Origin of the sequence: Arthrobacter psychrolactophilus, assembly GCF_003219795.1 — a bacterium.
GTDB lineage: Bacteria > Actinomycetota > Actinomycetes > Actinomycetales > Micrococcaceae > Specibacter > Specibacter psychrolactophilus.
The window spans coordinates 1-25,075 of sequence record NZ_QJVC01000025.1 but is presented as its reverse complement, the minus strand read 5'-3'; the positions used below and the strand labels follow the sequence as shown (position 1 = coordinate 25,075).

Annotated in this window: 22 protein-coding genes and 1 pseudogene; 12 read left to right on the top strand and 11 right to left on the bottom strand. The window is 60.6% G+C overall.

The window, feature by feature from the left end:
* The first annotated feature begins 53 nt into the window (after window positions 1-53).
* The 5 genes from CVS30_RS16245 to rfaE2 are packed head-to-tail and all read left to right on the top strand — an operon-like array spanning window position 54 to window position 5,709.
* The gene (locus CVS30_RS16245; RefSeq protein WP_110486634.1) at window positions 54-1,340 is read left to right on the top strand and encodes a glycosyltransferase; all 1,287 of its coding nucleotides are present in this window, start codon (window positions 54-56) and stop codon (window positions 1,338-1,340) included.
* On the top strand, window positions 1,337-1,972 hold the full coding sequence (locus CVS30_RS16240) for a D-sedoheptulose-7-phosphate isomerase (protein ID WP_110486603.1): 636 nt from the start codon (window positions 1,337-1,339) through the stop codon (window positions 1,970-1,972). The genes CVS30_RS16245 and CVS30_RS16240 overlap by 4 nt, the downstream gene beginning before the upstream one ends.
* Complete coding sequence (locus CVS30_RS16235) at window positions 1,969-3,399, top strand: PfkB family carbohydrate kinase (protein WP_110486602.1); 1,431 nt, start codon at window positions 1,969-1,971, stop codon at window positions 3,397-3,399. Before CVS30_RS16240 ends, CVS30_RS16235 begins: the two co-directional genes overlap by 4 nt.
* A 51-nt stretch (window positions 3,400-3,450) precedes the next feature.
* A complete protein-coding gene (locus tag CVS30_RS16230; protein ID WP_110486633.1) occupies window positions 3,451-4,155 on the top strand; it encodes an SDR family oxidoreductase in 705 nt (234 codons plus the stop codon).
* Between the two features lie 48 nt (window positions 4,156-4,203).
* Window positions 4,204-5,709 (top strand): D-glycero-beta-D-manno-heptose 1-phosphate adenylyltransferase, encoded by a 1,506-nt coding sequence (gene rfaE2, locus CVS30_RS16225; RefSeq protein WP_110486601.1) that lies wholly within the window; start codon window positions 4,204-4,206, stop codon window positions 5,707-5,709.
* Window positions 5,710-5,760: 51 nt separating this feature from the next.
* Here rfaE2 and CVS30_RS16220 read toward each other — a convergent pair whose 3' ends face one another.
* On the bottom strand, window positions 5,761-8,325 hold the full coding sequence (locus CVS30_RS16220) for an ATP-dependent DNA ligase (RefSeq protein ID WP_110486600.1): 2,565 nt from the start codon (window positions 8,323-8,325) through the stop codon (window positions 5,761-5,763).
* Window positions 8,326-8,495: 170 nt separating this feature from the next.
* Between CVS30_RS16220 and ku the strand changes: the two genes are divergently transcribed.
* From ku to CVS30_RS18030, 3 genes are all read left to right on the top strand, one after another.
* Window positions 8,496-9,557 (top strand): non-homologous end joining protein Ku, encoded by a 1,062-nt coding sequence (ku, locus tag CVS30_RS16215; RefSeq protein WP_110486599.1) that lies wholly within the window; start codon window positions 8,496-8,498, stop codon window positions 9,555-9,557.
* 54 nt (window positions 9,558-9,611) lie between these two features.
* The gene (locus CVS30_RS16210; RefSeq protein ID WP_110486632.1) at window positions 9,612-10,094 is read left to right on the top strand and encodes a hypothetical protein; all 483 of its coding nucleotides are present in this window, start codon (window positions 9,612-9,614) and stop codon (window positions 10,092-10,094) included.
* A gap of 319 nt (window positions 10,095-10,413) precedes the next feature.
* Window positions 10,414-10,572 (top strand): hypothetical protein, encoded by a 159-nt coding sequence (locus tag CVS30_RS18030; protein WP_181419837.1) that lies wholly within the window; start codon window positions 10,414-10,416, stop codon window positions 10,570-10,572.
* On the opposite strand, the gene CVS30_RS18480 is transcribed toward CVS30_RS18030, so the two are convergent.
* The 3 genes from CVS30_RS18480 to CVS30_RS16200 are packed head-to-tail and all read right to left on the bottom strand — an operon-like array spanning window position 10,559 to window position 13,001.
* Window positions 10,559-10,915: a hypothetical protein gene (locus CVS30_RS18480; RefSeq protein WP_306418790.1), complete on the bottom strand. Its 357-nt coding sequence runs from the start codon at window positions 10,913-10,915 to the stop codon at window positions 10,559-10,561. The two genes, CVS30_RS18030 and CVS30_RS18480, sit on opposite strands and share 14 nt — an antisense overlap.
* Entirely contained in the window at window positions 10,870-11,409 is a 540-nt protein-coding gene (locus CVS30_RS16205; RefSeq protein WP_306418789.1) for an APC family permease, read from the bottom strand. The genes CVS30_RS18480 and CVS30_RS16205 overlap by 46 nt, the downstream gene beginning before the upstream one ends.
* A 23-nt stretch (window positions 11,410-11,432) precedes the next feature.
* Window positions 11,433-13,001, bottom strand: a complete 1,569-nt coding sequence (locus tag CVS30_RS16200; RefSeq protein WP_110486598.1) for an FAD-dependent oxidoreductase — start codon at window positions 12,999-13,001, stop codon at window positions 11,433-11,435.
* Between the two features lie 410 nt (window positions 13,002-13,411).
* Between CVS30_RS16200 and CVS30_RS18600 the strand changes: the two genes are divergently transcribed.
* Entirely contained in the window at window positions 13,412-13,936 is a 525-nt protein-coding gene (locus CVS30_RS18600) for a DNA topoisomerase IB-related protein (RefSeq protein ID WP_370801181.1), read from the top strand.
* A 351-nt stretch (window positions 13,937-14,287) separates the two neighbouring features.
* On the top strand, window positions 14,288-14,857 hold the full coding sequence (locus CVS30_RS16195; RefSeq protein ID WP_110486597.1) for a D-glycero-alpha-D-manno-heptose-1,7-bisphosphate 7-phosphatase: 570 nt from the start codon (window positions 14,288-14,290) through the stop codon (window positions 14,855-14,857).
* Between the two features lie 786 nt (window positions 14,858-15,643).
* On the opposite strand, the gene CVS30_RS16190 is transcribed toward CVS30_RS16195, so the two are convergent.
* From CVS30_RS16190 to CVS30_RS18345, 6 genes and pseudogenes are all read right to left on the bottom strand, one after another.
* Window positions 15,644-15,829, bottom strand: a complete 186-nt coding sequence (locus CVS30_RS16190; RefSeq protein WP_110486596.1) for a hypothetical protein — start codon at window positions 15,827-15,829, stop codon at window positions 15,644-15,646.
* Between the two features lie 944 nt (window positions 15,830-16,773).
* Window positions 16,774-18,114, bottom strand: a complete 1,341-nt coding sequence (locus CVS30_RS16185; RefSeq protein ID WP_110486595.1) for an NRAMP family divalent metal transporter — start codon at window positions 18,112-18,114, stop codon at window positions 16,774-16,776.
* Window positions 18,115-18,147: 33 nt separating this feature from the next.
* Window positions 18,148-18,833 (bottom strand): annotated as a pseudogene (locus CVS30_RS16180) (SDR family oxidoreductase).
* A gap of 106 nt (window positions 18,834-18,939) precedes the next feature.
* Window positions 18,940-19,863 (bottom strand): hypothetical protein, encoded by a 924-nt coding sequence (locus CVS30_RS16175; RefSeq protein WP_220033943.1) that lies wholly within the window; start codon window positions 19,861-19,863, stop codon window positions 18,940-18,942.
* Between the two features lie 180 nt (window positions 19,864-20,043).
* On the bottom strand, window positions 20,044-20,529 hold the full coding sequence (locus tag CVS30_RS16170; RefSeq protein WP_110486593.1) for a Dps family protein: 486 nt from the start codon (window positions 20,527-20,529) through the stop codon (window positions 20,044-20,046).
* A gap of 744 nt (window positions 20,530-21,273) precedes the next feature.
* Entirely contained in the window at window positions 21,274-21,423 is a 150-nt protein-coding gene (locus CVS30_RS18345) for a hypothetical protein (RefSeq protein ID WP_245934650.1), read from the bottom strand.
* On the opposite strand from CVS30_RS18345, the gene CVS30_RS16165 reads away from it, so the two are divergent.
* Entirely contained in the window at window positions 21,422-23,467 is a 2,046-nt protein-coding gene (locus CVS30_RS16165; protein WP_245934649.1) for an amylo-alpha-1,6-glucosidase, read from the top strand. The genes CVS30_RS18345 and CVS30_RS16165 overlap by 2 nt on opposite strands.
* A gap of 12 nt (window positions 23,468-23,479) precedes the next feature.
* Window positions 23,480-24,583 (top strand): glycosyltransferase family 4 protein, encoded by a 1,104-nt coding sequence (locus CVS30_RS16160; RefSeq protein WP_110486591.1) that lies wholly within the window; start codon window positions 23,480-23,482, stop codon window positions 24,581-24,583.
* 179 nt (window positions 24,584-24,762) lie between these two features.
* Here CVS30_RS16160 and CVS30_RS18185 read toward each other — a convergent pair.
* A partial coding sequence (locus CVS30_RS18185) for a hypothetical protein (protein ID WP_220033942.1) occupies window positions 24,763-25,075 on the bottom strand: 313 nt, incomplete at its 5' end.

Genomic DNA, 25,075 nt, shown 5'->3' with positions numbered 1-25,075 from the left:
GGCGCAGCTGGTTCCTCAACATCACCAAAAGTTCCCTGACCAAGGAGGTCGTTTTGAAAATATCAATGGTTTCCGAGCATGCCAGCCCGCTGGCTGCACTCGGCGGAGTGGATGCCGGAGGGCAAAACGTCCACGTGGCGGAACTGTCCTCCGCACTGGTCCGCCGCGGACATGACGTGACGGTATTTACCCGGCGTGACGATCCGCAGCTGCCGGCAACCACTCGGTTCGGCCCTGGCGTGAAACTGGTCCACGTGGACGCCGGACCCGCCAGCCACGTGCCTAAGGACGAGATGTTGCCGTGGATGCCGGAGCTGGCTGTCGGCATCGTCGCACAGTGGGGTTCAAATCCTCCCGACATCGTCCATGGCCACTTTTGGATGTCGGGCGTGGCAAGCCTGAATGCTGCCACCCAGTGCGAGCAGGCAGGACTCCGGCGGCCGTTGGTCGCGGAGACCTTTCATGCCCTGGGCACCGTCAAGCGCCGCCACCAGGGCGATGCTGACACGAGCCCGCGCGAACGCGCCGAACTGGAGCCATGGGTGGGACAGTCAGTGGACATGGCCGTGGCCACCTGCTCGGATGAAGTCTTTGAACTCAAGGCCATGGGGGTGCAGGCCCGCTCCATCGCCGTGGCGCCGTGCGGCGTTGATACCGCCCTATTCACGCCTCACGGGCCCATGGAAGTCCGACGCCGTCGCTACAGGATTGCCACGATCGGCAGGTTAGTGCCTAGGAAAGGCGTGGGAACGGCCGTGACGGCTTTGGCTCTACTGGCGGAGCTCGGCTTTGCCGACGTGGAGTTGATGGTGGTGGGCGGCGTGGGGGGCCCGGGCGGGATTTCCAAGGATCCCGAAGCCATCAGAATCATGGCTTTGGCCAATGACCTGGGCGTGGCAGACCGGGTCATCATGCGTGGGCAGCTTTCCCGTGAACAAATCCCGGCCCTGCTGCGCAGTGTGGACGCGGTGGTCTGCACACCCTGGTACGAACCGTTCGGCATCGTGCCCTTGGAGGCAATGGCGTGCGGCCGCCCGGTGGTAGCAGCGGCCGTGGGCGGCCTGAAGGATTCGGTGGTCCACGGCTTGACGGGGCTGCACGTGCGGCCCCGGAATCCGCAGGAAGTGGCCGAGGCGCTGGCCAACGTTCTGAGGGATCCCACGCTGGCCCGCCAGCTTGGTGAAGCAGGGGTGCACAGGGTGCAGTCACGCTACACCTGGGACAACGTGGCAGCCGCCACGGAAAAAATCTACTCCCGAATGACCCTGAGTCGTCACCGCGGCCCGCTGCAGAGCAAACCGGCAGATGCTGGCACCATGATGGAAGGCTGGGCACAATGACCCTCAACCAACAGCTTCCCCGCGCCGAAGCGCAGCAGCTGTCCACCATCGTGGACAGGCATGTGGCGGAACTTGTGCCGGCCCTGGACTCCCTGGCCCTGCAGTCAAGACACCTCGCAGCATGGGGGGCGACACTTGCGCACCGGCTCTGGAGTGGCGGACGCCTCCTGGTGGCTGGGAACGGCGGATCAGCTGCCGAGGCGCAACACCTCAGCGCCGAGATTGTGGGCCGCTATCTGGCCGAACGGCCGGCCTTTTCCGCTATCGCCCTGCACGCAGACACCTCATCCCTGACAGCAATCGGCAATGACTACGGCTTTGACCAGGTGTTCTCCAGACAGGTGGCTGCCCACGGCCGGACCGGGGACATTCTGCTGCTTCTTTCCACCAGCGGCCGGAGCGAAAACCTGCTGCAGGCAGCCCGGGAGGCACAGGCGCGCGGCATCCACTCATGGGCCATGACCGGGACGCTGCCCAACCCGCTGGCAGCAATCACGGAGGAACACATTGCCCTGGCCGGCACCGGCGCAAGCGTCCAGGAGGCCCAACTCGTGGCCATCCACGCGCTCTGCGCCTGTTTCGACCTTGAAATCGACAGGCTGGGCCGCGCCGGACATGAGGCACTGGCATGAAGATCTGTGTGGTGGGGGACCTTTTGCTCGACATGGACTGGGACGGGGCGGCCACGAGGCTGTGCCCCGACGCGCCAGTGCCCGTCATCGATTTGGAGCATGAAAGCGCCAGGGCGGGCGGGGCGGGGCTGGTGGCCACGCTGCTGGCTGCCGATGGCCACGACGTCACGCTGGTGACGGCTATGGCTTCCGACGACGGCGCGAACCGGCTGCGCAGCGCACTGGCGGGGGTGACCTTGGCGACGACAAAACTTCATGGACCCACTCCGGCCAAGACCAGGGTTCGGGCCAACGGGCTGCAGGTGGCACGCATCGACATGGGCTGCCAAGATGTCCGCAATGCAGGGACCACCCGGGCCATGCTCAATGCCTGCGCCGGGGCGGACGCCTTGGTGGTCGCAGATTACGGACACGGGCTGCTGAACGATCCGCTGCTGCGGCGCATGCTGTGTTCGCGCTCTTCCCTGGTTCCGGTGGTCTGGGATCCGCACCCCCGCGGGGTCGTGCCCGTGCCTGGGGTTGCTGCCGTCACCCCCAACCTGGGAGAGGCGCTGGGCGCGTCAGGGGAAACCGGTCAAACAGTAGAAGCAGCCGCGCGGGCGGCACGGAAGCTGCTGCAGCGTTGGAACAGCCGCTCCGTCGTGGTCACTATGGGCGACCGAGGGGCTCTGATGCTCCAAGCCACGGAAGGGGACCTGGCGGCACCGCTGCTGATTCCTGCGCCCCGTGTCTCGGCCCTCGATCCCTGCGGTGCCGGGGACCGCTTCGCCTCGGCGCTGGCAGCGCTGCTGTCACAAGGGCAGCCGATCTCCACCGCTGTTGAAGGTGCTGTCAACACCACCTCGGAATTCCTTGGCCATGGGGGAGTGGCTTCCCTTCGCGGCACCCGCTCCTTCGGCTGCGCCCGCGTCCCCGGCGTGCGTCACAGGCCCGTAACCGCTATGCCGCCGGCAGACGGGAAGGATCCCGGCAGCACCGCCGCGGCAGTGGCGGACCAGGTGCGGGCACGAGGCGGGACGGTGGTTGCCACCGGCGGCTGTTTCGACCTGCTCCATGCCGGCCACGTCAGGATGTTGGCCCAGGCTAGGGGACTGGGCGACTGCCTGGTCGTCCTGCTGAACTCGGATGCCTCCGTCGCCAGGATGAAGGGCACGGAACGGCCCATTATGGCCGAAGCCGACCGCGTCGAGATGCTGCGCGCCTTGGCCAGTGTGGACGCCGTCGTGGTCTTCGATGAAGACACCCCGGAGCAGGCACTGCAGGCACTGCGCCCCGATGTCTGGGTCAAGGGTGCTGACTACTCGGTTGAGCGGCTTCCGGAAGCCCGCGCGTTGCAGGCCTGGGGCGGGCAGGCCGTCACCGTGCCGTACCACCCGCATCACTCAACGACCTTGCTGGCCCAGGCCCTGGCCCGGGCTGGCAGGTGACATCATTGTCGGCGTCAACCCCATGGGCGGACGCCAAGGAAAGGAATGTACATGCAGAACACCGAAAGCCTGGCGAACAAAACAGTAATTGTCACCGGAGGAGCCTCCGGGTTGGGGGAGGCCGTGGTCAAGGCCGTGGCAGCAGCTGGCGGGGTTCCCGTGGTGCTGGACCTCAATGTCAGCGCCGTGGCAGGAACCCAAGCTCACCAGGTCGATGTTTCCGACTCGATGGCTGTTGCCGAGGTTGTCAAGACCGTGGCGCAGTCCTGTGGCGGCATTGACGCCGTCGTGACGGCGGCGGGCATCGACAGGTGCGGACGGCTGGAGGACGTTGCGGCGGTGGAGTGGGAGCGGGTTATCAAGGTCAATCTGCTGGGCACGGCGGCCGTGGTGCGCGCAGCCATGCCCTGGCTGGTGAAGGATCACGGCCGCGTTGTCACAGTGGCCTCGTCCCTGGGGCTGCGAGCCCTGCCAGAAGCTAGTGCGTACTGCGCCTCAAAATTCGCCGTCATTGGCTTCAGCCGGGCGCTCGCAGCCGAGAACAAGGGCATTATCGGCGTCACCACGCTGATCCCGGCGGGCATGAAGACCCACTTCTTCGATGACCGGACCGAACAATACAAACCCACCGACGATTCCCGCCTGAACGATCCCCAGGCGGTGGCAAACGCCGTCGTCTTTGCCCTTGCCCAGCCCGAGGGCTGCGAGGTTCGGGAGCTGGTCATCTGCCATGAAGAGGAAGACTCCTGGCCGTAGAAGCAGGCCAGCGTTTTTCGTCAACCACGTCCCGAGGAGGAGCTTTCCATGACGACCAGTCCGTTTGAGACTTTGCGGGCCCTGACCCCGGAAGTGCCGAGCCTGCTGGCGCGTGTCCGCCCCCATGCGGTGGTTCTGGGGGAGTTGTTGCTTGATGGTTGGTGGAGCGGCACCGTGGAACGAATGTGCCGCGAAGCACCTGCCCCCGTGGTGGACATGGGGGCGCGGAGGTATGCCCCGGGAGGGGCGGCCAACACTGCCATGAACTTGGCAGCCATGGGTGCCCGGGTGACGCTCGTGGGTGCCGTGGGCGCGGACAGCGAGGGCGGGATCCTGCTTTCACTCCTGGAGGAGGCAGGAGTGGGGACCGATGCGGTGCAAGTTATCCCCGGCCACCGCACCACCACCAAGACCAGGATTGTCAGTTCCGGCCAGGTGATGCTACGGATGGACGACGGCGCTGCCTCCCTGGCTCCCGAGCTCACCGTGGCGATGGGTACGGCAGCCGAACGGGCTGCCCCGGAGGCCGATGCGTTCATCATTGCCGACTACGGCTCGGGCGGGCTGCCTTACGGCATCGCCGGGACGCTGCGCAGCAGCGCCCGCCCGGGCACAGTGTTTGTGGTGGATGCCCACGACGGGCGGCCCTGGGCGCCGCTGCGGCCCGACGTGGTGACGCCCAACTGGGCAGAGGCGTTGCGGCTCGCCGGCGTCCCGGCCCCCGCCGGTGACCGTCCCCGGTGGCTGCTGGAGCACAGTGAGGCCGTTTTAGCCGCCTCCCGGGCCGCGTGCGCCGTCGTGACACTTGATAAGGAGGGGACGGTGCTGCTGGACGGCTCTGGACGCCGGCACCGGACATGGGCCCGGCCCGTGCTCGACACGCAGACGGCAGGAGCAGGGGACACCTTTGCCGCGGCCCTAACCTTGGGCCTGGCCTGCGGTGTCCCACTGGCAACCGCCATGGACCTGGCCCAGGTGGCCGCCGACATTGTGGTCCACCGGCCCGGGACCGCCGTGTGCACCACGGCGGACATGGCACGGATGTTGGGCGAGTTGAATGAACGCGTGCTGGACCGTGCCGAGTTGCTGAACAAGGCTCAGGAAGCGAGGAAGGAGGGGCGGCGGATCGTGCTGACGAATGGCTGTTTTGACGTGTTGCACCGGGGCCACACCAGCTACCTGAACCAGGCGAGGCAGCTCGGTGAGCTGTTGATTGTCGGCATCAACAGCGATGCTTCCGTCCGGCGGCTCAAAGGACCTGCACGCCCGCTCAATCACTCTGCCGACAGGGCAGGGGTGCTGGCCGCGCTGAGTTGTGTGGACTACGTCACCGTGTTTAGTGAGGACACCGCCGTCGAACTTGTTAAGGCGCTCCAACCGGAAATATACGCCAAGGGAGGTGATTACAGCCCGAACATGCTGCAAGAGGCCGAAGAGGTCCTGGCCTACGGCGGGCGTGTGGAGATCCTCGACTATGTTCCGGACCATTCCACCACTGCGCTGGTGAAGAAAATGGCAGCCGCTCTGCCGCAGCCAACCGGCGGATCTGAATAGGCGGGGATGCCCGAGGCTCGGGGATCGGTGGTGGGCCGCGAGCCCCTCACCTCAGGCATCCCACTGAACGTCTGCGGCCTCCCACTGGACATCTGCGGCTGACTTGTCTGGACGCCAGCCGCGCCAGATCGGGTGGCGGAGCCGGCCGTCCTTCGTGGCCTGCGTAAAGCTCACCTCGCCCACAAGCTTGGGGGTGGTCCACACTACGTCCCGACGCTCTGCGGCAGGGATGCCCTGCACGGGCGAAGTTTTCCGAGTAATTTTTCCCAGCCGCTCCGCCGCGTCCTGCAACTCACTGTCGGAGAACCCTGATCCACACCTGCCCACGTACCGCAGCCGGCCGCCGTCGTTCACGGCCAGAAGTAAGGAGCCGAGGGTGCCGTCGCGCCGGCCCAGTCCCTTGCGCCAGCCAATCACGATGACTTCCTGGTGGTGTTCGTCCTTGATTTTCAGCCAGCCCGGGCTGCGCTTGCCGGGGAGGTACCTGCCGTCGGTGCGCTTGGCCACTACGCCTTCCAGCCCGAGTTCCCGGCTGGTGGCCAGGGCCTCGTTGAGGTTCCCGGTGTGGGCTGGCGGTACATGGATGTGCTGACCCTCGGCGACCCCGGCGAAAAGTGCTTCACGTCTCTTGCTGTACGGCTCCTGGTGCAAAGTCTGCGCGGCGGCCCCGGCTCCGCTATCGGCGCCGCGTTGCAGTGCGTCGAAGAGCATCAGCTGCACAGGGACTTTGCCAACGGCCTTTTCTATGTCGCGCTTGGCTGTGAGCTTCATGCGGGTTTGTAACAGGCCAAAGTCCGGCCGTCCGGCGGCATTCAGGGCGACAATCTCGCCGTCGAACACGGAACCGTCGGCTGCCAGAGCGGCAAGTTCCTGCAGCTCCGGATACTGGGCGGTCACGTCGTTGCCATTCCTGCTCGCAAGCAGCACCTTCCCTCCCACCACACCCGCGATGGCCCGCATTCCATCCCACTTCATTTCATGGCTCCACGACTTCTCGGGATCGAGGTCCTTTCTCGTGCCGGCAGTGGCCAGCATCGCAGCGGGCAGCTCCGCACTGGTCCCGTCCCAAATTGTCGCTGCCGCTTTCTTCCGCGAAGGCCGTGCCAGCGCGGTCTCCCCGGTCCTAGAGGTGGAGGTGCCGGATGTGTGCGTGGTGGCCTTGACATGATCGACGCCGGTCTCGGCGATCCCGCTGCCGGGCCCGGCGACCTTGCCACCGCGGCCGGGTCTGCTGTCTGGTTCAGGTTGTTCCTTCATGAGATGGATGAGCCAGTTCTTTGCATCCCCCATGCCCGGGGCGCTGATTAACGCATAGCGGCGCGGGACCCCACCCAGTCCGCCGTCCGGCCGTCCATGCAGCACCGCGATGACTTCCCTGCCCTCACGCCATTTCTCCAGCACGCAGGTGCCGGTGTCCCAGATAGTGACAACGCCCGCGCCATACTGTCCTTTGGGGATGGTGCCCTCAAAGGAGCCGTAACTCAGGGGATGGTCCTCCGTCATCACGGCGAGCCTGTTTTCACCAGAGTCCAACGGTGGGCCCTTCGGCACGGCCCACGAGACCAATACCCCGGAGTGTTCCAAACGGAAGTCCCAGTGCAGTCGGGACGCGTGGTGTTCCTGAATGACGAAGCGCGGTTCCGCGGACTGGGTCTCCCTGGCCGGTTCCGCCGGAACTGGCTCGGGGGTTTTACCGGCGTCGCGCATTGAACGGTATTTCTCCAACCGGTCAGCGTTGGCGGCCTCCAGCCATCCGAGGGCGCCTGCGGGGTCCAACCCGTCCTTCACGCGAGCCAGAACTTCCCGATAGTCCAGCTGACGGAGCTCCGGGTCGGCTATTTCGTCCCAAGTGCGTGGCGCGGCGACAGTTGGGCGGCTTCTGCCTCTCAGGGAATAGGGACAGATGGTGGTCTTGGATTCGCTGTTTTGGCTCCAGTCCACCAGGACCTTCCCTGTGCGGAGCGTTTTTTTCATGTCCGAAACGACAAGGTCCGGATGGTCGGCTTCCAAAGACATGGCGAGTTCGTGGGCCACCTGAGAGACGTCGGCTGCCGAGTGGCTGCCGTCCAGCGGCACGTAGAGATGGATGCCCTTGGATCCGCTGGTCACCGGAAACGCTTCCAAGTCCATGCCGGAGAGCAGTTCGCGGCACAACTGAGCTGTTTCTGCGCATTCCGGCAGCCCTGCGCCCTCGCCAGGATCCAGATCCAGAACGAGGCGGTCAGGGTTGGCAGGCTTGCCGTCAGAACCAAATCGCCATTGGGGCACGTGGATCTCCAAGGCGGCCACTTGGCCGAACCAGGCCAGTACAGCGGGCTCATTGACAAGTGGGTAGTGGTTGACGTGGTCCTTGTGTGTGAGTGCCTGTCGGGGAACCCAGCCTGGGGCCGAGTCCTCAAGGTTCTTGCGAAAGAAGACCTGACCTGGTTTTTCGGCAGTACCGACCCCGTTGACCCAGCGCTTGCGCGTGGCAGGCCGCCAGGCCGCCTGGGGGATGAGCACGTGGGCGACTCCCGCCAGGTACTCAAGCACGTCGGCCTTTGTGGTTCCGGTTTCCGGGTACAGCACTTTGTCCAAGTTGCTGACTTTCAGGCGCCGGCCTGCGACCTCAACCATCTGTTCATTGGATCGTGACACTGGGCGGCTCCTTTTGCTGACTTGGTTTCATTCTGTTCCCCTCCCGGGAACTTGGCCACCCCCGGCGGCTGACGGACCTCTCGCGGCACCGCTTCAGATGGCCGGAGACTGCTCTGGCGCCGCACCGGTGATGGTGCTTAACTGGAATTATGAGATCAATTTGGACGGGATCGATAGCTTTTGGGTTGGTCAATGTCCCGGTCAAGGCGTACGGGGCAACTGAGGACCATGATGTGAAGCTGCATCAGGTCCACGACGCCGACGGCGGACGCATCCGGTACCAGCGCCGTTGCGAGGTGTGCGGGAAAAAGGTCGACTACGACGATATTGACAAGGCGTACGACGACGGTGAACGAACTGTGGTCCTGAGCGAGGGCGACATGGAATCGCTGCCCGCGGAAAAGAGCCGAGAAATTGAAGTGGTGCAGTTTGTCCCCAATGACCAAATCGATCCCATCACGCTGGAACGCAGCTACTATCTGGAACCGGACTCCAAATCTCCCAAGGCTTATGGTCTCTTGGTCAAAACCCTGGAAAACACGGAGCTCACGGCGGTGGTGAAGTTCGCCCTGCGGCAGAAGACACGGCTGGGCGCGCTGCGGGTCCGGGGGCAGGTACTGGTTCTGCAAGGCATCCTGTGGGGTGATGAAGTGCGCGGCTCCGATTTCATAGGTGCGCCAACAAAGCCGAAAATCAGTGCCCAGGAACTTAAGATGTCAGCAGCCCTGGTGGACCAGTTCCGTGGAGATTTCGAACCGGGGGAGTTTGAAGATGACTATCAGGTGGAACTCCGAACCTTGATTGAGGAAAAGCTCAAGCAGGGCGATTCTCTGGACACGGAGTCCACATTCGGTGACAAGGAAGCCGCGAATCAAAGCAGCGGAACCGGCGCAAGCAACGTCATTGACCTGATGGAGGCGCTCAAGCGCAGCGTGGACCAAAAACGCACACGCAGCGACGGCATTGCTGCGCCAGCCACCAAACTGAAAACGCCGGCGACCCCGGCGAAAAAGTCAGCCAAGAAAACCGCCACCAAAACGGACAAGACGGACAAGTCGGCAGCGAAGAAACCTCCCACAGAATCCAAGAAAACAGCGGCAGCGAAGAAACCTCCCGCCAGTAAGGTCAGCGCGAAGACGACCAGCCCCGCGAGGAAGACCGGCGCCGCCAAAAACAGCCATCGTGAAACAGCCGCCCGGAAGGAGGCCTAGTTCGTGCCACAGTCCAATGCCCCGCAGCCGTCTAACCACCAGCCGCACGCCCCGCTGGTACGCGGTGGGCCGCCGCACGACGGTCCGGATGCAGCCCACCGCAGGCCGGACAACGTCAGCGATGCAACCGTGAAAGCCTTGGGGAAACTTTCCGAGGCCCTCGAAGTGGTGGAGCACGCACGTGGCCTGTTGTATGGCTTTCATCGACTGACCGGCACTGCCGACCTGGCTCTGGGCGATGCTGTGGACATGTTGCGGAACGCCGGCCACCAAGAACTGGCCGACGACATCGACCAACAGATCGTGGGCCGAAACGTGGTCAGCGGAAGGTGGACTTTCCAACTGGTTGAAGACTATGACGACGGATACTACGCCGAATTCAAGGCCGCCGAGCAGCGGGCCCGTGACACACTGGTTGACGGTAAGCGGCACCTGTTCGAAGCCGAGATGAAAGAGGACCGCCGGAGCCGCGGACGGCTGCATCACGAGGCGCTGCCGCAAGAAATACCCACTGGCAGCGACGAGGACGCGAACTAGCAGGCCTGCTGCCGCGTCCGTGAAACCCCAAAGCGAGGGCCTCAGGGGGACAGATTTCTGGCGGCGTCGTTTGGGCCCTACGTGGCAATTGGCAGGGACAGTTGCCGCCGCACTCCGGGCCCTTCCAGAGCCAGTACACGGGGAAGGCGAAGGTAATGTTTCCTGCTGGTAGCCGCACCGGGGCTTATCCGGGACCTGGCTGTTGTCAGGGATATGTCCGGGCTTTAGCCTTGGAAGACAAGCGGCAGTTAACGGCCCGGGTTTTCTTCGGACTGCATGATTGCCGCAGAGGAAATAGTGGAGAGGGGGCAGGATTGCCGTGGGATTGATAGTCGGTTTGTTGGTCATCTGGTTGGTGTTGGCACTGTTGGGATTCGTGGTCAAGGGTCTGTTGTGGCTGGCCATTATCGGCATTGTCTTGTTTGTCGCCACAGCAGCGGTGGCCTGGTTCCGGAACAGGGGCTCTATTCGGAGCTGACTGGGACCGATGAGGGAGGCAGAATCTGGTGTCCAATGAAACCAGCTGCAAGTAGATCACGTTTCTGGTTGCCCTCAGCGGGGTGGAACACACTGAGCTCATCGCGACCTGGACGGCCGTGAGCGACGCCGGCGGAACCCCAATGCTGGTGTCTACCAAGGCCGGTCCGGTGGGGGCTGCGCAGGCCAATCAACGCGTAAATACCACCTGCTTTAAGTAAAGCGCCGAAAAGCGCCTTGGGGTAGACACAGTGAACATCGCGGACCTCTTCTGCCACATTGGCGGAGGTCTCAAAACCTACAAACGAGTAGTACGCCAGTAGCGAGGCTGCCAGAATTCCCATGGCGGGGGAGACCTCGGGATTGAACTCCATGACGCGGGACGCATCCCGTCGCCTCGGCCGAACATGATGCCCACCAGAACGATCACCCGCACCAGCCCCGACACCTCGATGACGGTCATGACGACATTGGCCCGCACGGATTCCTTGACGCCGCGGGCGTTGAGCAAGGCGACCAGCAGGAGAAACACCAGTGCCGCAGGCGTTGCAGTGAGCGGTATCTTGAACGCCCTTTCGGCGAACACGGCCGCTCCGCCTGCCTTTGGGTGCTTCGTCACCAACTTCGCATACGAGGACGCCGTGAGCATGGCCAGAAACAGTGCAAAGACCAAGGGAATCCAGATCGAGCCTCCCACCTCTCCGGCGACCTTCCCCACAAGGGCGTAGATCCCCGCGCCAAAGACATCGCCCGGGATGAAAAGGTATAGCAGGGGCCCGTGATCGCCTGCATGAGTTTCGACAGGTGTATCCGTGGCACAAGCATAGGAGCAGGACAAAAGGAGAGATAGTGTGCGCTGGTTCAGTCCGCGGGTGTGGCTGGCCTGTCCGACGTCGGGGCGTCACCGGCGTCGGCCCTCTTGAGGTCATCGGTTGCCGGTCCTTCGAGGACCTTTCCGTCAGGCGAAAAGCGTGAACCATGTAGGGGGCAGTCCCAAGATTTTTCGGCGTCGTTCCAGGACAGTACACCGCCTAGGTGCGTGCAAACCCCGGAGACACCGCAGGTCCGGCCGTCAACGGTGGACACGGCGACGGGGTGCAGGCCATGGCGCAGTATCCTGCCTTCGCCTTCGACCGGCGTCGGGCTTCCCGATTCCTTGCCACGGTGCTCGGGTCCGTCTTCGTCGTGGAACAGCGTACCGAGCCAGCCCTTGGCCATTTTCGCGGCAACCCCGGCATTGAACTTAGCGCCTTCTGCAAGGTCGGTGGGACCTGTAATTCGATGGGTGAGAGTCTGCGCCCAAGGGATGTTACCGCCCAGAATGTCCGTACTGAGGTTCAAGGCGGCTGCCACTGCGTTTGTCATGCCCCACTTGTTGTAGCCGGTGGCCACGTGAATGTTCCCCCCGCCGCGGGGCAGCTTGCCCACGAACGGCACCATGTTGGCAGACTTGTAGTCCTGGGCGGACCAGCGGTGTGTGGATTCGGCTCCCGGGAACCAATGCTGGGTCCAGCCATCCAAATCCTTGACCTTGGTCTGTTCGGAGGTCGATGCGCCGACAGGGTGGCCGTTGCCGCCCACCAACAGAACCTCTTCGTCGCCGATGATCGCCGTGCGCAGCGACCTCGCAGGCTGGTCCGCAGAGAGGTACATTCCGCGCGGCAGAGAGCCCTGTGAGCCAGGCACACGATAGGCCGCAACGTAGGACCGAGAGGGCTCAAGCTTGGCGAAATACATTCCGCGGTCCAGAATCGGTGCGCCGGTTGCCAAGATGACATGTTGGGCCTGAATGCTGCCTTTGTCAGTGCCCACCATGACCGGGGTTCCTGCGTCAATGTTTCGCACCCGGGTTCCTTCCACAATTTTCACCCCTCGGGAACGCAGATCCGTTGCGAACGCATCGAGGACCGCCATTGGATTGAATTGGGCCTGGTCCGGCAGCTGGAGTGCTGCATTCACGGGAAACGGCAAGCCGATTTCACCCTCGACCCAGGTGATGTCCAATCCCGCGCCGCGGCCTGTCTCCGCTTCGCGTTCGAGTGTCCCGCGTTCGGAATCGGAGTAGGTGTAGGTGTAGGCGTCACGGCGCTGGACAGCTACGTTTTGTTCCTGAAGATAACGCAGCAGCCATGCCTGGCCCTCGAGGTTTCCCTGCACGTAAGCACGGACGATATCTTCGGAGAAGTGCCGACGAATGCGGGAAAGTACCGTGCCTTGCAGCAAGCTGAGTTTAGCGGTGGTATGGCCCGTGGTGACGGCTCCGATGGAGCGTGCCTCGAGTACTATGACGTTCAGCCCGGCCCTGCTCAGCAGCAGGGCGGTGGCCATGCCCGTAAGCCCAGCGCCCACCACCACGGCGTCGTAGTTGCCGCCTGATTCGAACGCGTCGGTTTCGATGTGTCGGAGGGTGTCAAGCCAAATCGATTTCACGTTTCCATTCCTCCTGAGCTCTAGCGGCGTTGTAGCTGCGGCCTCGTCTTTTCTCGGTCCGGCCTTTTAGCCATTCAGTTCCTGCCGTGAACTTTTCCGGCGGCAGTGGCGTGGATGGCTCCTGTATCCCAGCTTCCTCGTTGTGGCTTGAGGGGGCAAGCGATCGACGAGACTCATTTAAAACTCAATGCCGCATACCTTGCGTACTTGCGTACTTGCGTACTTGCGTACTTGCGTATTTTCTTGAGTGGTCAGTTGGACAAATTGAGTTTGATGTCTCGGTGGAGTCACGCGCGTCTCAACTGGGGCAAAGCTGGCCGGTGGCTAGGCGGGTCATTGGCATCTTCACTGATTCCGGCATCGACCTGGAACACGTGCGGGAGGCTAGGGACGCCATCTTTGGGGCAGACATGCTGGTGCTGATCGTCGCAGCTGTGGGCGGGAAACTTCCCCGGCACCGAATACACCGTGCAAATGAGCTATTCCACGGGCGCTCATTAGAGTTTGAGGCTGGTGCCCCGTGTAGTGCACGGGCTTGCGCAGCCTCTGACACAACATCGCGTCTGGGAACGGATCATGCCCTAGCGGTGACCAGTACATGTATTGGCAGTCACCGACCCGTCGCCAGTGGCGGGAACCATTACTACGCAGCTACACCGAGTGGCGGCGTGCCCTGCGGAATTGCCCGCAGGACGACCGGCTGTGGATTCAGCTACGTAGCGACAAGCGGTCGGCGCATTAGTTCTAGGGCACTGCGGGGACGCATCGATGCCTTGGCGGCGCCTCCTGATTGGAAGCACATGTGGATTGCCAGCGATCAGCGCGCACATATTCGGGCCACCAGCGTATATGTCGCCGGGCGCACTCAGTACCCGCACTTCATCATTCGCGGTGGCACGAACTGCGTGACGATAAGAAACTCATCCGAGCCCTGACCATTGCCCTACTGCGGGAGAGTCAAAGAACGCAAATCGCACGGGATACTAAATTCCCGGCTGTCAAGGCAGAAGCAGCGAGCCATGCCGTACCGGGCTATGTTCGCCAAGTGCAGTTTGTTACATTATTCGGCGTATAGGCCGCTCTTGATGATGTATACGCTTTTCTAGAGCCCCGACCCACAGACGCTGATGGTGACTCAAGGGGTTGCAACGGCTCCCTCGGCGCCTCCGATAGCACTGTTCCACGGCCGCGCATTGTCGCTGACTATTAGGTGACCAACCCGGACCGCACAGCAGGTGCGTGGGAACCCGATGTTTAGAAAACGCAGTACGGGGAACTGCTGAGATATGAGCAATGCCACAAAACAGCAACTCGCTGGAGTCTTGTTTGACCGGGACGGGACCTTGATCCATGACGTCCCCTACAACGGTGATCCCGCAAGAGTTACGACAATCGCGGGAGCGCGTGCTGCCGTGGATTGTGTGCGCCGGGCGGGGCTGAAGATTGGCGTCATCTCCAACCAGTCGGGCGTGGGGCGCGGCCTGCTCACGCCCCAACAGGTCACGATGGTCAATGCCCGGGTGGAGGATCTTCTTGGTCCGTTCGATGCTTGGTTCATCTGTCCACATGCTCCCGAACAGGGTTGCCCATGCCGCAAGCCCAACCCTGGAATGGTCCTGATGGCAGCCCGGCGCTGGAGCGTTGGAACCCGTTCCCTAGCCGTGATCGGAGACATAGGGGCCGACGTCGGCGCCGCACTGGCAGCTGGCGCCAGACCGGTGCTTGTACCAACGACAGCTACTCGCAAGAAGGAAATACTGCTGGCACCGGAAGTGACGGAAAGCTTGCAGGAGGCAGTTGCACTGCTGCTCGGGCTCCCAACGCCGAACGCTCCCAGCAGGCCTGTTAAGGCATGAACGGCATGCGAGTGCTGGTGGTACGACACGACAGCATGGGTAATGTGCTCCTCGCTGAGCTGAGCTGAGCTGGCGGTGCCGGTTAGGTTGCGACCTGCACCGACGCCAAAAATTGAGTCTTCGAATGGCTGCGAACCCCGGATGCGAGACGATACTAGATGAGATCTCGTCCCAGAGCACAGGAGCACAGTCTGGGTCTGCTCGATCCGCCAACGCCCCGGACTCCCACCTCAATACCGGAGCGCAAGCGGTCCGCATTGCAAACATGGTGGTGTTTCGTTCCACTGCAGCGAGCAGCGTTGCCCTAGGACAGCATTGAATCGTAGGTCCGCAGTCGAGGGTGCGGCTGTCAGGTCATAATTTCTTGGCGCCGCCCCGATTTCAGGAACCGTGCATGTTGCCTCCTACCGGTTCGGTATTCTCAGGCAGTTCTCGGCGTTAGCCCGGATGAACCATTAGAAGTGTTCCAGCCGGCCAGTCTCATTGATCAGCCTTCCTTGGTCCACCCGGGCCAGCGTTCCCACCTCGGGCGGCATCCCTGCGACAGCGGAATAAATACGTGTTGCCCCGCGTGATTGGGAGAAGCTCCGAGGACTACCCTTCGCTCAGCCGCCTTTAGTCGTGCAGGCGTTGTGAGTTGGACTGGCCAGCCATTTCCAGAGTGTAAGCATGGAGCTCGCTGTATACGTCGTTGAAAGCCTGCATATGCCACTCCAGAATAGAATGTGTGCAACGCTCCTACCGTCTTTGAATGACATTTCGTGAACGGCGAACTCCTTAGTCGTTTCACTCGGAGTGGTCCTGGGCTTTCTCATTTTCACTCGTGTTTAGTGGCATGTCCGAACGGAGCCGCACCGGCAGCATCGTCACCTGACCGAAGGGGTTACCGTAGTCCCATGCGGGATCTTCGTATCCCGGCACACGTTTACGTGGAACGACGGGGGAAGTTGCAGAGCCTTGGGAAGCGGTCATGAGTATTCCTTAATCGAGCAGGGGATGTGGCACAATGTGCCCTCAAACGCCGGCTGCTCGACTTCTAGGCGAAATCGCCACTGGATAAATTATAACTACAGGCATATCCAACGTCCAGCGGATTTTTATAGGGTCCGGCTCGTTGCGGAGCTAACACTTGCCAGGGCAATCCTGCCTAGTCTGTCTTGGACTAGAACGTCCTCGGTTGATCTTCTACAACAACTCACTTGTTCCATTTGTTTCCAAGGGGAGTGGTATGGCACCAGTCCCCAACGGCAATCGCAGGTATGGCAGTGGAAGTGTTCGAGTAGTGCGGATGAAAGGCGGCCTGTTGGTAACGTCAACACTCTCCCGCCGGATTGCGTCGTACTTCCGCGGAGTTCCGATACTTCCTATTGGTTGCAAAGGCAAAATTCTGGTTCGTATCCCACCTTGAGCACGATCTACAGATGAATTTCTGGAGAACAGAGGTTTTCCTTGTTTAACTAAACCCCGAATTAGTTAACAAATGTTTTAGATTCTATATGGCCAATTTTCCCCTGAGGATCTCGGTTTGGTGTGTCGTGGTATTCCAGCGCTGCCTTGGTTGCTTGTTATTGCCGGCTCCCTTCTAAGTGCTCAGGGATATTCTCCCCTTTACACTGTTCAAGGCGTACCAAAGTTCTAGCAACCTGAAAATGGGATGGTTTTCTTTTTGCCTAGGCGGTGAAAAGCCGATTTCAGGTAGGTGCGGCCATTTCAAGACGCATGATTTTGATGGTAGCTAGCCGTTGAAGCCAACGGCTGGCGGACAAGGAGGACGATCTGAACAAGTTGCTGGAATTATTCGAACCTTCTATTGCGTTCAAAGGCAGAATTCGCCCATTCCCCGTGGGATATTTTGGCGGCGTCGGTACCAATGTGGACGGTACCTTTTTGATGGAATTCACTCACATTGACAATCACTAGCTGCCAACAATCGTTGCCCATATGCCGATCACGCCCGCCACGGCCATAATTCCTGCTGTAGCCCATCCAGTGATTCCTGCGAGCAAGCCGTTGCGGTGGGTTCCCATGATGGCGGGGTCGCCGGAAATGAGCATAACGACCACTAGAAAGGGCGCTGCGGCAATCCCATTGATTGTTGCGCTGAGGACCAGAAGAGCGATTGGGTCGCTGAGAATGGCGGAGAGTAAGGTTCCGGCAATGGTTCCCGCAGCCAGCAGTAGGTAGAAGACAGGCGCCTTCTTGGGGCTGCGTTCTAGCCCCCAGTTCTTATTCAGCAGTCCGGCCATTCCGATGGCACCTGAGGCGGCGAGAACGGGAACCGCTAACAATCCGGAACCGATGAAACCCAAGGCAAAAAGGACTTTCGCCAGGGGTCCGGCTATGGGTTCGAGTGCTTTCGCAGCGTCGGCGGCACTGTTCACCTCCAGTCCCTGGGTACCGAGGGTTGATGCGGTTGCCACCATGATGGCGAACATAATCAGGACGGAGAAGGCCATGCCGGTGAACACGTCAATTCGGGCATCGGTCTGCTTGCGCTCTGCACCGTCTCGGGATCTCTCTGCATAAGATGGTGCCTCACCGCCGTCAAGCTTCTCATCCCTCAGTTCTTCTACGCGGTGGGCACTTTGCCAAAAGAACAGATATGGAGAGACTGTGGTTCCCAAAACGGCAACAATGATGGCCCAGTAGGACAGCCTGAACTGGGTCTGTTGGAACGTCAGTCCCTTGAGGACGTCACTCCAGTCGATGTGGGTGAATATAAGGACGCCGACGTAGGTAAACAGGACAAGGCAGAGCCATTTGAAGACCTTGGCGATCGAGTTAAAGGACCCTTTCATGAGCAGCGCTGTGATGGTGGCGCCACTAAGGACGCTCCACACCGGTCCCGGCCCTGCACCCAGCATTTCCATTCCTTCACCGATGGCCATCAGATCGGCCGCCAGATTAACGCCGTTGGCAATCAACAAGGCGGCGATGAGAATCGCGATGATCGTGCGAATGCCACGGGTGAACTTTCTGCGGGCGAGCTTGCCTAGGCTCTCACCGGTGGTTAGCGCCGTTCGGTCGCAGATCTCCTGCACCGCCATCATCATCGGCAAGGTGGCCGGCACTGTCCAGAGGGCAGCATTTTTGAACATTGCCCCGGCCTGAGCGTACGTGGCAATGCCGGAGGGATCGTCGTCGGCGGCCCCAGTGACTAACCCTGGTCCCAAGGCCTTACCTAGCCGTGTCAGGGAAGATTTCTGCGTAGGCTCCGGTGTTGCGGAGGTGTCCTCGTCCCGTGTTTGCTTGGCCATCTCATCCTCCTTTGCGGTACTGGGCTTGAAAGGTTAGGCGAGGTGTCGCCGGCCCGTCACCCCGACGACTGTGCCCGATACATAGGTAGAATCAGGGGAAGCAAGGAACACATAGGTGCCCGCGAGTTCGGCAGGCTGGCCAGCCCGCCCAAGGGGGCGTGTCCTGACCGAACTCCTCGATCTTTTCGGTTGGTTGGTTGGGTGGCTGGAGGGGGCCAAATCGGTTCGGGTGCGACGGCGTTCTCTCGGATACCCCGTCCGCCTAGGGATTGGGCCAGGGAGAAGGTGGCACTGGTGATAGCGGCTTTCGTCGACGCATAGTCAATGAGCGACGGAGAAGGATGGTAGCCCTGAATAGAGGTGATGTTGATGATGGATGATCCGGGCCGCAAATGGGGCAGGGCGGCCTTGACTAGCCAGAACAGTGCGAAGACATTGGTCCGGTAGGTGCGTTCCAGCTGGTCGGTGGTTATGTCTTCGACTCCGTTGGGCTGGGCCATCTGGTAGCCTGCGTTGTTTACCAACACGTCAATGCCGCTTAGCTGTTCCACTACCTGGGCAGCTACCTCAAGGCAGAATCCTTCGTCCTGCAGGTCGTCGGGGAGGGCCAGTGCGCTTTGTCCGGCGTCTTCAATGAGTTGGACCGTCTGGGCCGCGTCGCCGTCCTCTTCCGGCAGATAGGTGAAGGCGACATCGGCGCCCGGTGGGAGTGCGTCCACTCGCGCCGGCGTGCCGTGTTCGGTTAGTGAGAATCTCACCCCGGTATCTCCTTGCCGCTTGCCAGCAATGCGCCCAGCTCGGCCAGTGGATCGTCTACCGTAGTCTTCACGAGTCTTCACGCGCGCAGAGACTCAGATCGGCGATGCGTTTGGCATGCTCAGCTTCGAACGTCAATGGAGCAGGCCCCAAGCCGTGGGCGGCTACGGCCATGACTATCTCGACCTTGGCTACGACAACGACAACGACGGCGCGTGTGCGGACCGCTGTCAGTTGTGTGGACGCGCCGCCCGACTCGCCGAGCTCGACTGCCGCTATTCGGAGAGGGATGGCGCTTCGGTGAATGTCGGCGTTCGCCTCGTCGAGGTGTAAAAGGGTGATATGGCCCGGGGTCCTAGCCGTACAGTACTCAAATAGCCTGCGGGCTATCGCAAACATGGCTCCGTGCCAGATGGCCGCAACTCCGATTCCGCACCAGGGAGATCCGGGTCTGTCGAAGGACCATCCGACGTCGGCGATTGGAATGGCGGCGACCTCGTCGAACGATAATGTCCGGCGGGGCACCTCCACTAGACCACAAGCGGCCCATGGGGACCCGGCACGGCTAAACCCCGGTTGCCGCAGGTCCACGGCGCAGGCGCGCCGTATGGTTTCTGTGTGTGCGGTGACGATGACATTGTTGAGGATTGTGGTGGGGGAGCACCTAGGCTCGGTACCTGTCAATGTACGGTGGTTGTTGTCGATGCTGCCGGTCTGAAGATGATGCCAAGAACCCTCCGCGGCAAAGACAACCCAGATTGAACGCGCGGCAAAGACAACCCAGATTGAACGGTCGTCTGTGCTTGGGGAGCCTGTCTCGTCTAGGATGTTCGGAGCATCAAGATGTGGTTCAATGATTTTATCCACACCCAAGTCCACGGAATCCAAGGCTGCCAGTGCTCCCCAGTAGGGGAGGAATCCAGTCAGGTCCGGTCGGGGTAGGAACCGGGCGATGTTCCTTGCCAGTTTCACTGCGGCGACAGGAGTTCCCACAGCTGAAGCACTATGGGAAACCACCTGATCCAGAAATTTCGCAGTCTTAGCCATTCTGCCCAGCACGACGTGCCGACCAGGGTTTGAGTCGATGGGTAGTATGTGACCGGCAGTTGCTAAACCTTGGCTGGGCGGCGTCGCCCCACTCGTCAACCTCGTCAACGTCATTTCTGTCGCCTCTTAGGCGGTTTTCGTCGGAGACTTGTGGGGTTTCTTGTGGGTGGATTTGTTTTCCGCTTCGATCATCCATGCCAGTTGCTCCACGGCAGCAAGGATTTCGTGCAGCAGATCCGCCGTGGTCGGGTCTTCGTCATCGACTGGGTCGTGCACGCCACGGACAGTCGCTGCAACTTGTTCCAAACGGGCACCGATGAGATCTACTACGTCCTTTGTATCGGTCAGCCCGTCTGGAAATGCGGTGAGCTTGGTTGACGCTGACACCGTAGTACTGCGTCCATCGGGGACGGCATGCAGAGCCCGCATACGTTCGGCGATCCGGTCGGAAAATTCTCTGGCAACGGTGACTACTTCGTCGATTTGAAGATGTAGATCGCGGAAGTTCCGGCCGACCACGTTCCAATGAGCTTGTTTGCCCTGCACATGGAGTTCGATCAGGTCAACAAGCACTAGTTGCAGATTGGCACTGAGTTTTTTTGATGCATCCATCACGCGTCCTAGTCATCAAACCGTCGTTGGACTAGTTGAAAACCCGGGGCTAAGGCTTCATCGCGAATAGTTGTGGAGCCATCTTCGCGACATGATTTGACCTTAACCCCGTCAGGAGCATTAATCTACCCTTTTATAGAGGAAGTTCGGGTTGACCCTAGGCTCCTACTCTCTTCCCAGAGGCGTAAAGAATCCGTGGCGTGCTCCGGCGCCGCACGGCAACTGTTGGGACTCATTTCGAATCTGGCAAGTTCAAGACCCTCGGGTAGGACTGAACATCTAGACGTTCAGACTCTATTTTTAGGGAGCCGGAGTTGGAAGGTAAATTCAAGCGAGGTAGTGCTCGTCTGATCGATTCGTTTCGTGGCGGATAGAGGCGAGGGTTGCCAGGGAATTGTTGCCCCAGATTATGTGAACCGAAGCAAAAGCGTGTTCATATCGTTCCAGTGTCTACATCGAATTAGATGTGTAGAAACGGTGGTCATTTGCGGAAGATGTGACTAACGTCGGTGCTAAGGGTGAAGCAGCCACCCATCGGATCATAGACTCTCCGACCTTGCCTGCGTCAAGAGCTCGCCCAGATACGCAGGGATGGTCAAACCGTCCACTACCGATCCTTGGGTCGAAAACCCGCTCGTAAGCCGTGGCCCCGGATATGGAACGTCGGCCCGCAGCAAAGACAATCTATCGTTATGGACGAGTTGGTTCAACAGGTGATTGGGTCTGTCTCGGACCGAGCGAATTCTATACATAAAGAACCGTGGCGAGGCGGCGGAGGTGAGGATGCGCCATGACCGGTTGGAACATGGATAACAGGGCTGAATCTGCTGGCTCGGGTTCTGTCACGTTGCTCGCGGGAACATCATTTTGCATTTCGACTTCCAATGGGGACATGGACCCGCTCCATCCTCATGGAGTCTTCTTCCGGGACACGAGGTTTGTGTCGCGTTGGGAACTAGGCATCAATGGGCGGCCCATCGAGTCGCTAGGAAATACGATCATTGATCCTTTCCGAGCCGCCTTCATAGGACGGGCAGCCCGGTCGGATGGCCTCGCTGATAGCAATCTTCTCGTGGAACGCCGCCGCAGCATCGACGGCGGCCTCGTGGAAGAATTGAGAGTGACCAACCACTCCGTTGACATCGCGAAATGCTCGGTCACAGTGTCCTTGGGCGCCGACTTCGCTGATCTCTTCGAAGTCAAGGAGGCTAGGACACCCCACGTGCCTCGACATACCGTACGGAGCGTGGGTAGTTCCCTCACCATCGAAGCTGTTCGGCACGGCCGCCACCAGCAAATTTCCATTGACGCGCCCGGTGGCCACATTATCGGCCAGACCATCACCTACCAAACGTTCATAGCGCCCCAAGGAACATGGACATGCCGGATATCGATGACTCCCAGCATTGAAGGCATCGGTCCCGATATGGACGGCGCTATCCGCCCCCAAGACATTCCTGAGGAACGCCTCCTCGCTTGGCAGAGTCATGTCCCTACAGTGTCGTTGTCCAACGCAGGGCTTGCAAAAATCTTGCAAACGAGTCAAGCGGACTTGGGATCACTGAGGATTTTTAACCCGGAGCATCCTGGCCGGGTGGTTGTCGCGGCGGGGTCACCTTGGTTCATGGCCCTGTTCGGACGGGACTCTCTGCTCACATCCTTCATGGCGCTTCCTTTGGACCCGTCTTTGGCCTTGGGAACCTTGTGCACGCTGGCTGATACGCAGGGGCAAAAAGTGGATGCTCGCAGCGAGGAGCAACCTGGGAGGATCCTGCACGAAGTCCGATTTGGGGTCAACACCGGTCTGGCTTTGGGCGGCGGCAGCGCCTACTACGGCTCGGTAGATGCCACACCGTTGTTTGTCACCCTTGCCGGCGAGCTGGCCCGGTGGGGGTTCCAAAGCGATGTCACCCGCTCCCTTCTACCCGCTATCGACCGTGCGCTGGAGTGGATCGAAACCTACGGTGATGCCGACGGCGATGGATTCGTCGAATATGCCAGGACCACGAAGCACGGCCTCATCAACCAAGGGTGGAAGGACTCATGGGATGGGATAACTTTTGCCAATGGTGCGCTGGCGGAGGCGCCAATTGCTTTGTGCGAAGTTCAGGGCTATGTATATACGGCTTACCTGAGCCGGGCGCTCATGGCGCAGGATGCTGGGGATTCTGCGCTGGCCACTCATTGGGGGAACAAAGCCGCCGCGCTGAAGGACGCCTTTAACGAACGATTTTGGCTGCCCCGGCGTGGTTACTATGCTCTGGCGCTGGATCGAGATAAGAACGTCGTGGATTCCTGCGCATCAAACATGGGTCACTGCTTGTGGAGTGGCATTGTCGACGATGACAAGGCCGGCGCCGTCGCTGAGCATTTGGTTTCAAAGGAGATGTTCACCGGGTGGGGGGTACGAACACTGTCCTCAGCTATGGCGGCCTATAACCCGGCCAGTTACCATAACGGCTCGATCTGGCCGCACGACAATGCTCTGATCGCCAGCGGCCTGATGCGCTACGGCTATGTCGAAGAGGCGCAGCGAATCGCTACAGCCATTCTGGATGCCGCCGAGGCCTTTGGTGGGCGACTTCCGGAACTTTTTTGCGGGCTGGACCGCGACACGTATCCGACGCCTGTCCCATACCCGGCGTCCTGCTCACCTCAAGCCTGGGCAGCTGCCACCCCCATCCAACTGATGCGCGTCCTGCTGCGGTTCGACCCCTGCTTGCCTCAAGGGGGGCTATGGGTTGACCCGGTCCTGCCGCCACGTTTTGGTGACATACGGGTGGCCAACGTTCCATTGGCGGGATCGCGTCTAGCCGTGAATATTGTCGACGGGGAGACACAGGTGGCGGGGCTGCCCAGTACTGTAAAACTCCACCGAACGGTTCGTAAACCGTTGGTGGATCTATTGGACGTACACCGAAATGGGGGCGGTAGATGAGGAGGTATCGGTATGCGCATTGGACTGATCGCACCGCCTTGGATTCCTGTTCCTCCGCCGGCCTATGGTGGCATCGAAGCGGTGATGGACGTACTCGCGCGAGGGCTCAGCGCTGCAGACCACGAGGTGGTTTTGGTGGCCTCATCGGATAGCCGCTGCCCGGTGGAGCTGGTGCCTGGCACGGCCATAAGCAACGCCGGATCTGTCGGGTCTTGCGCGGACGAGCTGCGACATGCCATCTTGGCCTACAAAGCACTGTCGGATGTTGATGTCATTCATGACAACACACTTGCTGGCGCCTTCTATAGGCGGAGACCTTCGGAGATTCCGGTGGTCGTGACGGCACACGGACCTTTTTCCGGTGCGCTTCGGAGCGTCTACCAAGATTGCGCCCGTGATGCTTCTTTGATCGCAATCTCCCACCATCAGGCACGGACGGCGCCCAAAGGTAGCGTTACCCGTACTATCCATCACGGCATCGATACAACGAGGATTGGGTGGGGCCAGGGACATGGTGGGTATGCGTGTTTTCTAGGCCGAATGGATCCGGCAAAAGGGGTCAAGGAAGCCATTGAAGTAGCACGGCTGGCAGGAATGCCGTTGCGGATTGCCGCGAAAATGCGGACTGTAGCCGAACACGAGTATTTCGACACTGTGGTCAGGCCATTGCTGGGAGCGGGAATCGAATATGTCGGTGAAGTGAATGCCGAGGAAAAGTACCAGCTACTTAGAGAGGCTGTGGCTTTGTTGAATCCCATTCAGTGGGATGAACCATTCGGGATGGTCATGATCGAATCCTTGTCGGCGGGAACACCAGTCATTGCTACATCCCGGGGTTCGGCGCCGGAGATTGTCCAAGAAGGCGTCACAGGACATTTACGCACGACCATCACTGGGCTGGCTGCTGCTCTCGAGTCCGCGCCAGCGTTGAACAGAACCATCTGCCGGGCCTCAGTGGAAGCGCGATTCAGTGCAGAACGGATGGTCCAAAAGCACCTGACGTTATACGGTGATTTACTTCGAAGTCGAACGCTTCCTAACGGTGCCAGTCTGACACTACCGGCGGCTATGGCGGTCGTGCAAGACACAGTTGTGGAACCCCGCTACGGCCCCTGATCCAAAGTATCCGCCAGTTCCACGTCATAGGAATGGTGCATGTAGATCACATCCCACACTTGAGGCCAAACGCTATTCGGCCAGGCTACCGATCATCCAGCGCAGAAGCTCGGCCAACCCCTGGGATTGGGATGTTGCGTATTTTCTCCGAACACTGGTTCATTGAGTTTACTGAGCTTTTAGGGCCAAATGTTCTGGCTAATCGCGAGGCTGAAAGACATTGGACTCGATGTCCGCAGGGCGACCGCGAGCATATTTTTGAGCTCAGTTGGATAGTCCCTGATCTTCTTCGGTTTCATGCCATATCGCGCGAGGGGATCAAAACAAGACGAACGGGTGGCGGTTTCACTGGATAGATGGGGATCACCGTGGTCTTGGGCGGGTTCCTCGTATCTTGGTACCAGCCTGCGTATGACTGTCAACTGCAACTTTAAACTGACCGGTGGCTGCAGTTTGTTTTGACCGGTGGCAGCAATGGGTTGACCGGTGGCG